This window comes from Winogradskya humida, from assembly GCF_016862215.1.
Classification (GTDB): domain Bacteria; phylum Actinomycetota; class Actinomycetes; order Mycobacteriales; family Micromonosporaceae; genus Actinoplanes; species Actinoplanes humidus.
In genome coordinates this window covers 20156-29869 of record NZ_BOMN01000081.1, presented here as the reverse complement: position 1 = coordinate 29869, position 9714 = coordinate 20156, and the positions used below count along the sequence as shown (strand labels likewise).

Here is a 9714-nt window from a genome sequence, read left to right as displayed (position 1 = left end):
CGGCCCACTCCGGGCGGCCCACTCCGGGCGGCCCACTCCGGGCGGCCCACTCCGGGCGGCCCACTCCGGGCGGCCCACTCCGGGCGGCCCCTTCTAGGCAGCCACCTCCGCCCAGCTCTCTTTGGGCGGCCCTCTCTGGGGCCGACCGACTGGGACGGACCGACGGGGACGGACCGACGGGGACGGACCGATTTGGTGACGGGACGACGGAGAGGCCTGACAGATGACGGCGGGACCGACAGACTGGGCGCCGTGGATGAGGAAATTCGGGCCCGGCGGGCCGCTTGCACCGACACGCTTCTCGGAAATGGGCTGGGCCGCCCCCAGGAGCTGCTCGACTCCATCGACCCCGAGGCGGAAGCGGACGTCTACGGCGACGGCGGCGTCGTCGCCCAGCTCGAGGCCCGGATCGCTGAGCTGCTCGGCAAACCGGCTGCCGTGTTCCTGCCCAGCGGCACGATGGCCCAGCCCGCAGCACTCCGCGTCCACGCCGACCGGCGAAACACCCGCACGGTGGTCTGGCACCCCTACTGCCACGTCGAGCGGCACGAACTGCAGGCCTACCAGCGCCTGCACCAGTTGGTCGGGCGGGCCACGGGCGACTTCGACCGCATCCTGGAGCTCAGCGACCTGCACAAGGTGGCCGAGCCGATCGCCGCCCTCGTCATCGAGCTCCCCCAGCGTGACATCGGCGGCCAGATGCCGGTCTGGGAAGACCTGATGGCCCAAACAGCCTGGGCCCGGGAGCGCGGCGCCGCCACCCACCTCGACGGGGCAAGACTCTGGGAGGCCAGCGCCGGCTACGGCCGGACCCACGCGGAGATCGCCGCGCTGTTCGACACGGTCTACGTCTCGTTCTACAAGGGAGTGGGCGCACTTCCCGGCTGCTGCGTGGCCGGCTCCGAGCAGGACATCGCTGAAATCCGTGAATGGCGCTCCCGCCTCGGCGGCACCCTCTACGGAATGTGGCCCGCAGCGTCCTCAGCCCTCAGCCAGCTCGACGCGACCCTGGAGGAGATGCCCCTCCGGATGCAGCACGCCCAGGCGATCGCGGATGCCCTCCGACCGCTGCCCGAGGTCCGCGTAGTCCCCGACCCGCCTCAGTCACCGATGATGCACCTGCTCTTCGCCACCTCGCCGGAAACCTTCCGCGCCAACTCCCGGCGCCTCGCCGAAGAAACAGGCCTCTGGGTCTGGCCCAGCGCAGTAGCCACCGGCGACCCCGCCATCCTCCGCACCGAACTCACCGTCGGCCGAGCCACCCTCCGCCACAAACCAGAGGCCATCGCCGAAATCCTCGCCGGCCTCTGCATCTGACCCCAGACCCCGACCCTGGCCGGGAGAAGACGGGGGTGGGTCAATGGGGGTTGCGGCAGTTGTTCTTCAGTGGCGGTCCTCCCGGTGGAGTTGATGGGCTTGGACGGTGCGTGCGCTCGCGAAAGGTCAGCAAGCGCATGCCAGCCCTCCACGCGGAACGACCGCCGCAGCCTCGGGATATTGCCCAGGCCGGGAGCCCCCAGGCCGGGAGCCCCCAGGCCGGGAGCCCCCAGGCCGGGAGCCCCCAGGCCGGGAGCCCCCAGGCCGGGAGCCCCCAGGCCGGGAGCCCGGGCCGAAACCCGAGCCAAAAACCCAGGCCCGAAGCCCAGACCCGAAAGCCAGACCCGAAAGCCCCAGACCCGAAGCCCAAACCTAGAACCCAAGACCCGAAGCCCAGACCCGGAACCCAAGACCCGAAGCCCAGACCCGGAACCCCAGGGCCCTGAACCTCAGACCCGAAGCCCCAGGCCCACCGCCGCTGCTCGGTGGGCGTCCCACCGCAAACGCGCGCCGAGCAGCGGCGGTCTCTTCGGATGAGGGGGAGGTCAGCCCACGCTGACCAGGGCGGTCGTGTCGGCGTTGGTGTAGCGGGCGGTCGGGGCGAGGTAGAACTTGACGTCGCGCGGGCCGTTCGGGGCGGAGAGGTGGAGTTGGAAGGTGTCCGTGGCTCCCTGGGCGAGGCCTGTGTTGCGGTAGACCTCGCACCACTGGCCGTCGTCGGAGGGCTTGCAGGCGGTGCTGGTGACCTTGACGCCGGTCGGGGTCAGGACGATCAGGGAGTAGGCGTCGAGGGGGATGGTTCCCGCGTTGGTGGCCTTGACCTGGACGGACTGCGGGTCGAGCGGGTCGCGTACCACGTTGAGCTTCAGGGTTGTCTTGGCTGGGTAGGTGGCTGCGAAGTCCTGCGGGAGGCCGGTCCTGCCGTCCGGGGTGATGCCCTGGACGGTGCCGGCGTAGATCTTGATGCCGAAGACCGCTTCCGGCTGGGCGGCCACGATCGGGACGCCAACCGTGACCGACTTGCCGGGCGCCAGGTCCCAGCCGCCGCACGTCCATTTGTGGCCGGTGTCACCGGTCGGCGCGCAGTCGGTGGACGACCCGATTGTCAGGTTGGACACCAGGCTGAGCGTGAAGCCGGCCCGCTCCGCCTGCGTGCTGTCGTTGGTCACCGTGACCTTCGTGACCGCCGACGGCCGGCGCGGGTCGCCGCCCAGCACCACGTCGGTGAGCTTGACGCTGAGTGGCTCGGGGTCCAGCGCGGCCACCCGCGTCACCGGCTGGATGCTCCCCCGAACGGCAGGCGACGACGCCGGCTGGGCGGCCCCGCGACCGGAGGCCGACGCCGGGCTGGAAAAGGACAGGGCGGCGGAGGACGAGGATGAGGCGGCGGGGGCCGAGGACAGGGCGGCAGGGGCCGAGGACGAGGCCGCTGCGGCGGCGGGGACGGCGAGGGCGGTGAGGCTCGTAGCCAGGACCAGCAAGGTTTTCTTCATACCATCGACACGCGCGACCCTCGCTCCACAATGCAGTGAAGTTCAAAAAACTTTGGGGGCCCAAGGGGGTGCCCTGGACCACTCCGGTGATGAACGTCAGGGAACGCCACGCCGTCAGCAGTGCGGCCGTTGCGTCTCAAATCGGCCGTTGAGCTGCAGCAGCATCACCGGATGGTAACCGTCGTGCAACGGGAGGTCTCTGGTCCGGGATGCCCGGCTACGGTCGGTTCATGGGTTCCGGACCGCAGTATGACCAGCTTGTTCGTGACGCGGTGGGCGTACCCATGACGGGTTGGGAATTTGCCTGGCGGGATGGCCGTGCGGTGGGGCCTGATCCGTCCTGGTCGTTTCCCGGGCTGGCGCGGCCGCTGCTGCGCCGGGCGACGAGCATGCTCGATCTTGACACCGGCGGCGGGGAGTTGCTCGCTGAGCTGGCGCCGTTGCCGCCGCACACCGTCGCGGTGGAGGGCTGGGGGCCCAACGTCGCCGTTGCGAGGGACCGGTTGACGCCGTTCGGGGTTTCGGTGGTGACCGAGTTGCCGGGTGGTGAGGAGGAGTTCGACGTGGTGCTGAGCCGCCACGGCCGGCTGCCCGCCGACGACATCGCCCGGCTGCTGACCCGCGGCGGCACGGTGCTGAGTCAGCAGGTGGGCAGCGACGACCTGGCCGCCCTGAACGCTGAGCTCGGCGCCCCGCCACCGCATCCCCGGGCGTGGACGGCGGCCACCGCGGTAACGGCTCTGGAGGCGGCGGGCCTGACCGTCACCGACGTCCGCGAGGAGCGGCTCCCGATGACGTTCCGCGACGTCGGCGCGGTCGTCTACCAGCTGCGCGCGGTGCCGTGGCAGATCCGCGACTTCACCGCCGAGCGCTACGACCGCACGCTGCGCCGCATGGACGCCCTGATCCGCACCCATGGCCACTTCACCGCGATGACCCACCGATTCCTGGTGCAGGCATCCCGATGGTGACTGAGCTCAGGCTGGCTGTCGCACAGCCGAAATGCTCGGCACTGGACGTCGAGGCGAACGCCCGAGCCCACGCCGCAGCCGTGCGCCTGGCCGGAGCCAGGGTCGTCGTGTTCCCGGAGCTGTCGCTGACCGGCTACGAGCTGGACGCGCCCGCGGTGGACCCCGCCGATCCCCGCCTGGCGCCCCTGATCGAGGCGTGCGCCGGGACAGGCACCCTCGCGCTGGCAAGTGCACCGGTTGAGGACCGCTACCTGGCGATGCTGGCAATCGACGGCGAGGGCGCGCGGGTCGCGTACCGAAAGGTGAATCTGGCCGGGCACGAGCCGGGACATTTCGCACCCGGCCCGGGCCCCGCGGTGATCGATGTGGACGGCTGGCGGCTGGGGCTCGCCCTGTGCAAGGACACCGGCATCCCGCTGCACCAGGAACAGACGGCAAACCTGGGGATCGACGCGTACGTCGCGGGCGTGCTCGATCTCGCCCCCGACGCGGTGGTCCAGGAGGAACGCGCCCAGCGCATCTCGAGGCAGTACGGCATCTGGGTGGCCTTCGCCAGCTTCGCGGGACCGACGGGCGACGGCTACGAGGACAACGCGGGCCGCTCCGGCATCTGGTCCCCGACCGGCGAGCTGATCGACCGCGCCGGCCCCGACCCGGACGACGTCGCCGTGGGAACGCTCAGTCGATGACCGCGCCGCAGGTCATGTTGATGGCCCCGCCGGTGATCGGATGCCGTACGCCCCGAGTTCGCTCGCGAGCTGAAGCCGCATCGCCTCGAACGCGGTTCTGCGGGTAGCTCACTGAAGAGCTTCAACGAACAATAGGCCCCGGAGGTCGTACGGAAATAGGCTAAATATTTTTGGTTCTTTCGCCTATGACCGTGGACCGGTGCGGTGGCGAAGACTGGACGGGTGCCCGATCAACGATTCGACTGGGGCGGCAAGCAACCCCGGCGTATGACCCGACGCGACAAGACCCACTTCGCCGTTATCATCCTGCTCCTGATGGGCCTGCTCGGCGTACTGGCTGTGGGAGTCTCAGTCAAAGGGACGTAGTGGAAGCGGCCCCGGCTTGGCGAGGAAGTAGCCCTGGCCGAAGTCCACGCCGATCGTACGCAGCTTGTCGTGCTCGGCCCGGGTCTCGATGCCCTCGGCGACCAGCCGGGCGCCGACCTCGGCCGCGAACGACACCAGCGAGCGGGCCAGCGCCGAGCGCACCGGGTCCGCGTCGATGTCGCGGGTCAGGCTGATGTCGAGCTTGATGATGTCCGGCCGCAGCTGAAGGATGTGCTGCAGGCTGGCGAACCCGGCGCCCGCGTCGTCGACCACGATCAGCACGTTCGCCTCGCGGAGCCGCCCGGTGACCTCGTTCAGCGCGGGATAGTCGGTGACCGCGGTGTGCTCGGTGACCTCCACGCAGATGTTGCCGCCGGCGTGGGCCAGCACCGACTCCTGCACCGCGGGGGACATCAGCGCCTCGGCCGACAGGTTGATGCCCAGCGTCGTGTCGTACGGCATGTCGGGCAGCGCCTCGAACGCCCGCTCGATCGCGAGCAGTTCCAGGTCCACGCCGAGCCCGGCACGCCCGGCGGCGGCGAACGCGTGGGCCGGCGTCGGGAACGCGGTCAGGTCGAAGCGGGCCAGCGACTCGTAGCCGACGGTCACGCCGTCGGTCAGCCGCACGACGGGCTGGAAGACCATCCGCAGGGTGCGCTCGTCGAGGACGTCGCGCAGCATGCCGATGTCCTCGCGCTCGTGCTGCACCACCGGGCTGTTCACCTGGTCGCCGATCAGCTCGGCGAGCATCCCCAGGAAGAGGGCGGAGTCCTGGCCGAGCCGCGGGTCGGGTGTACGGCTGAGACAGCAGAGAATCCCCGCACGCGAGCCGTCCGCGGTGCTCCACGGCACCCCGACGTACGAACCGATCCCATGCCGCTGGGTGAATCCCAGGTCACGCGTCGACACCTCGCGACGAGCGTCGGGGATCACCGGGGATAGCGTCCCCTCGGCCACCCGCAGGCAGTACGAATCCGTAAGCTCCACGCCCACCACCCAGGCACCGACATCACCGCTGACGGCACGCACCACCTGGCGCCCGTCGCTGATGTCGGAGAGCACGGCGACCTCGGCACCGAGATGGGCGCGCGCGAGACCGAGCAAACGCTCGATCATCGGCCAGTCCATGCCCGCACCGATCGGCAGCACCTCCCGGGACCTGAGATCTCAGGACCCGCTGGCCGCCCGGCTCGTCAGGCGGTTGAGACCCGTCAGCACCGACTCGGCCGCCGCGGTCGCGTGGGACAGCTGGCGGGTCACCTCGCCGAGCACCGCGGACTGCTCCTCGACCGAGGCGGCGATGTCGGTCTGCACGGTGTGGATGTCGGTGACCGCGGCGGTGGTGGACTGGAAGGTCTCCGACACGTCCCCGGTCTGCGCGACGATCGACTCGATGACCTGGTTGACCCGCTCGACGGAGCTGGCCGTCTGCTGGGCCAGCTCCTTCACCTCGTTGGCGACCACGGCGAAGCCACGACCGGCCTCCCCCGCCCGCGCCGCCTCGATGGTGGCGTTGAGCGCGAGCAGGTTCGTCTGCGCGGCGAGCTGGGCGATCAGCGCGTTGACCTCGGCGATCTCGCTGACCGAGCGCTCGAGCCCCTGCACCTTCTCGACGGCCTGCATGGCGGTGTCCCGGCCCCGGGAGGCGTTGCCAGCCGCTTCCCCTGAGCGGGCCGCCACGTCGCGCACCGCCGTCGCGAGCGTGGCGAGCTCCGCGTCGACCGCCGCAACGGCCGCGATCGCCGCCTGAGCCTCGCCGCCGACGGCTTCGGCGTCCCCGGCGATCTGCGCTGCCCGCTCGGCGGTGGCCGCGAGGTTCTGCCGCTCCTCCGCGACCAGCCGGTCCTGGGATTCGCGCTGAACCCGCTCGTGGTCGAGCCGCTGTTCCTCGGTGGCCCGGTTGGCGGCCTCGGTCTCCTTCTCGGCCATCTCGGCGAAGTGCCAGAGCACGAGGATCCCGGCGACCTCGATCAGGGCGAGGCTCGCGTGCAGGACGACCTGGCGCAGCCCCTCCCAGTGCGACATGCCGGGCATGCCGAAGACCCGGCCGGGCGCGACCAGCCCGAGGATGCCGTGGTGCACGACCACCACGAGCACGGCCCAGGAGAGCGGCTCCCACTGCTGATAGAGGGCGATGAAGACGAGGATGGCGTACAGATGGATGTGTAGTGACATCTGGCCACCGGACAGCTCGATCGCAACAAACGTGCAGGCGATGAGCCCGACGCTGGCGAGCGAGGCCTGCGCCCGGCTGTTACCGACCAGCATGGCCGCGGCGGCGAAGACGGCGATGCCCGCGTTGAGGGCGATCCCCTCCCACAACGGCCTCGGTCCGACAATCCCCAGCAGGAGCAGCACAGGGATGTGCGCCCAGAGCAGGGCCGTCACGATCCGATGCCGGGCCCGCCAGGATTCGGGCGAGAGCCGGCCACCGCGCGGCAGCCGGTTCGCGATCAGCGACATTCCTGCATCATGCCCTGCGAAATGCCGTGAAAATGGCTAAATGCCTCAAGGGCGGGCCGCGAGCGCCTCGATCTCCACCCGGAAGGCGGGGTGCGTATTGCAGTTGGGGTGCCGCGCGTTAGGGCTCGGTTGCCAGTGCGCTTCGCCTCCCGGACCGCGCCGACAACACCTTCGTGAACAACATCCCGAGCAAGATCGCCGCAGCGGCCGCCGCCGCTATCGCCCTCTTCGCGTTCACCCCTGCCGAGGCTCAGGCCGGCGCCAGCACCGCCACGCCGAAGCTGGGCATCATCGGGAACTACTCCGACGCCGAGATGACCAGCCTGCACACCACGGGCGGGGCAGCCGACGTCCTGGTCGAGATGAACTGGTTCCAGGCCGAGCCCGCCCAGGGCCACTACGACGAGGCGTACCTGGCCGGCATTGCCACCCGGATCGCCCGCCTCACGTCGCTCGGCTACAAGATCTCCTTCAACGCCGGCGTCCACGAGGCCCCGGACTGGCTGCTCGCGCTGCCTGGCGCCCGCTACGTCGACCAGAACGGCGACACCTACACCGACTCGAAAGAGCCGAACCTCATCTTCGGTACGCAGTACCGCACCCTCGCCACGCGCTACCTCAAGAAGGTCTTCGCGACGGTCGGCAGGAACTTCTCCGTCGTACGCACCGGCGGCGGCCACTGGGGCGAGCTGACCTACCCCTTCAAGCTCGACCCGGCCACCGGCAAGCTGCGCAGCCTCTACTTCGCGTTCGACGTCAACGCCCGCAAGGCCACGCCGACCCCCGGCTGGAAGCCCGGCATGGCCGCCACCAAGGGCCAGCCGGCCAAGTTCCTCAAGTGGTACCTGAACTCGCTCGCCGCGTACCAGAACTGGCAGATCGCCTCCTTGCGCTCCGCCGGCTACCTGGGCACGGCCGCGGTTCTCTACCCCTCCTACGGCATGCGCGCCGGCGACTTCGACAAGGCCGTCGCGACGAACCTCGCCGGCACGTCCAGCCCGGAGATCAACGGCGAGGTCCAGCGCGGCTACGACGCCACCCGCCAGATCGCGGCCCTCAAGGACCCGAAGGTCGTCGTCTACGGCACCTGGGCCGAGAACGCCGACACCATCGCGTACCTCTCCGGCCTCGCTAAGGCCAAGGGCCTGCGCACCATGGCCGAGACCAGCCACGTCTGCCTCCCGAGCCAGCTCCCGGCCGTGATGGCCATCGCCCAGCGCAACAACCTGGCGGCCCTCTACATCGTCCGCCTCGCCCCGTCCGACATCATCGGCAACGCCCGCTACCTCTCGGCCGCGGCCGGATAACTCCCCGCCAGCTCCCGGCAGGCAGCAACGAGCCGCTCAGCGGCCGCATCCCACGTGAACCCCGAGGCGTGCACAACACCGGCTGCACCCAGCTCAGCCCGGAGATCATCATCGGCGAGCAGCCGGGAGATCGCAGCCGTCCACGCCTCGGCACACGTCGGCGCCGCGTAGAGCGCCGCACTGCCGCCCACTTCCCGCAACACCGGCACGTCACTCGCCAGCACGGCGGTCCCGGCCACCATCGCCTCCAGCATGGGCAACCCAAACCCCTCAACCAGCGACGGGTACGCGAGGAGCGCCGCCCCCGCGTAAAGACTCCCCAGCAGTTCCTCGGGTACGAAGGGAAGCCGCACCACTCTTTCCCCGTCGCTCTTCTCCACCGGAAACCGCTCGTCCGCCGACCCGACCAGCACAAGCCGTGCTCCCGGAACCCCGGCCATCGCCTCCACCAGCAGCCCGACATTCTTGTGCGGCCGCTGAGCCCCGACGTGCAACACGTACCCCGGCTCGAGCCCGAATTCCTCCCGCAGCCTGCGCGCCCCGTCCGCACTGCCTTCCAGCCGCTGATCAACCCCGTTGTGAATGACCCGCCCCGGATGAACCCGCCGCCCGTAGAACCGCTCGATCTCCTGCGCGGAAGCCGCACTCACGGTCGCCACGGTCAAACTCCGAACCACCAGCCCGGTCATGATCCGGTACGCCCACCCGACCGCCCGCGACGGCGCAAAGCGAGCATCAGTCTCAAAAATGCAGTCATGCACCAGCGCCACACCCGGCTTCCCCAGCACCGGCGAAGCCCCGAGGTGATAGGGAAAAAACATCACGTCAACGTCCCTGGCAGCAGCCCACCACCCCCACAGCTGCCGAACGTCAACGGCCCTCATCCCCACCCGCCGCACACTCACACCGGGCAGCGCCCCCAACGCCTCCACATCAAACCGCTCCGAGCGCTGATCCCCCACGAACACAACAAGCTCCACCCCCGGCACCCGAGCCATCCCCCGGCAGAGCTCATAAGCCACCCGCCCGATCCCGTGATACCGCTCGTTGAGCACCCGCCCGTCAACCCCGATCCGCACGGCCATCCCAGGATCGTCGCACCGCCACC

The 9714-nt window shown here is 70.1% G+C and carries 8 protein-coding genes; 4 read left to right on the top strand and 4 right to left on the bottom strand.

Annotated features, from left to right (window positions below):
* The first annotated feature begins 252 nt into the window (after positions 1 to 252).
* A complete protein-coding gene (locus tag Ahu01nite_RS28395; protein WP_203839715.1) occupies positions 253 to 1317 on the top strand; it encodes a threonine aldolase family protein in 1065 nt (354 codons plus the stop codon).
* Positions 1318 to 1862: 545 nt separating this feature from the next.
* On the opposite strand, the gene Ahu01nite_RS28390 is transcribed toward Ahu01nite_RS28395, so the two are convergent.
* A complete protein-coding gene (locus Ahu01nite_RS28390; protein ID WP_203839714.1) occupies positions 1863 to 2810 on the bottom strand; it encodes a hypothetical protein in 948 nt (315 codons plus the stop codon).
* A gap of 230 nt (positions 2811 to 3040) precedes the next feature.
* Between Ahu01nite_RS28390 and Ahu01nite_RS28385 the strand changes: the two genes are divergently transcribed.
* On the top strand, positions 3041 to 3781 hold the full coding sequence (locus Ahu01nite_RS28385) for a class I SAM-dependent methyltransferase (protein WP_203839713.1): 741 nt from the start codon (positions 3041 to 3043) through the stop codon (positions 3779 to 3781).
* Positions 3775 to 4470, top strand: a complete 696-nt coding sequence (locus tag Ahu01nite_RS28380; protein WP_203839712.1) for a carbon-nitrogen hydrolase family protein — start codon at positions 3775 to 3777, stop codon at positions 4468 to 4470. The genes Ahu01nite_RS28385 and Ahu01nite_RS28380 overlap by 7 nt, the downstream gene beginning before the upstream one ends.
* A 348-nt stretch (positions 4471 to 4818) precedes the next feature.
* Here Ahu01nite_RS28380 and Ahu01nite_RS28375 read toward each other — a convergent pair whose 3' ends face one another.
* Positions 4819 to 5952, bottom strand: a complete 1134-nt coding sequence (locus Ahu01nite_RS28375) for an EAL domain-containing protein (protein ID WP_239159207.1) — start codon at positions 5950 to 5952, stop codon at positions 4819 to 4821.
* A gap of 51 nt (positions 5953 to 6003) precedes the next feature.
* Positions 6004 to 7299, bottom strand: coding sequence for a methyl-accepting chemotaxis protein (locus Ahu01nite_RS28370; protein WP_203839711.1), 1296 nt, complete (start codon positions 7297 to 7299; stop codon positions 6004 to 6006).
* A gap of 173 nt (positions 7300 to 7472) precedes the next feature.
* Here Ahu01nite_RS28370 and Ahu01nite_RS28365 point away from each other — a divergent pair, with 173 nt between their 5' ends.
* A complete protein-coding gene (locus Ahu01nite_RS28365; RefSeq protein ID WP_203839710.1) occupies positions 7473 to 8606 on the top strand; it encodes a beta-galactosidase in 1134 nt (377 codons plus the stop codon).
* Here the strand turns inward: Ahu01nite_RS28365 and Ahu01nite_RS28360 are convergent.
* Positions 8582 to 9691 carry a glycosyltransferase family 4 protein gene (locus Ahu01nite_RS28360; protein WP_203839709.1) on the bottom strand — a complete coding sequence of 370 codons (1110 nt, stop codon included), beginning with the start codon at positions 9689 to 9691 and terminating at the stop codon, positions 8582 to 8584. The genes Ahu01nite_RS28365 and Ahu01nite_RS28360 overlap by 25 nt on opposite strands.
* Between the last annotated feature and the right edge of the window lie 23 nt (positions 9692 to 9714).

What these genes read in the sequence shown, in the direction of transcription:
- Ahu01nite_RS28375 (WP_239159207.1), bottom strand. Translation starts at nt 5,952, where the DNA reads ATGATCGAGCGTTTGCTCGGTCTCGCGCGCGCCCATCTCGGTGCCGAG.
- Ahu01nite_RS28390 (WP_203839714.1), bottom strand. Translation starts at nt 2,810, where the DNA reads ATGAAGAAAACCTTGCTGGTCCTGGCTACGAGCCTCACCGCCCTCGCC.
- Ahu01nite_RS28370 (WP_203839711.1), bottom strand. Translation starts at nt 7,299, where the DNA reads ATGTCGCTGATCGCGAACCGGCTGCCGCGCGGTGGCCGGCTCTCGCCC.
- Ahu01nite_RS28360 (WP_203839709.1), bottom strand. Translation starts at nt 9,691, where the DNA reads ATGGCCGTGCGGATCGGGGTTGACGGGCGGGTGCTCAACGAGCGGTAT.
- Ahu01nite_RS28380 (WP_203839712.1), top strand. Translation starts at nt 3,775, where the DNA reads ATGGTGACTGAGCTCAGGCTGGCTGTCGCACAGCCGAAATGCTCGGCA.
- Ahu01nite_RS28385 (WP_203839713.1), top strand. Translation starts at nt 3,041, where the DNA reads ATGGGTTCCGGACCGCAGTATGACCAGCTTGTTCGTGACGCGGTGGGC.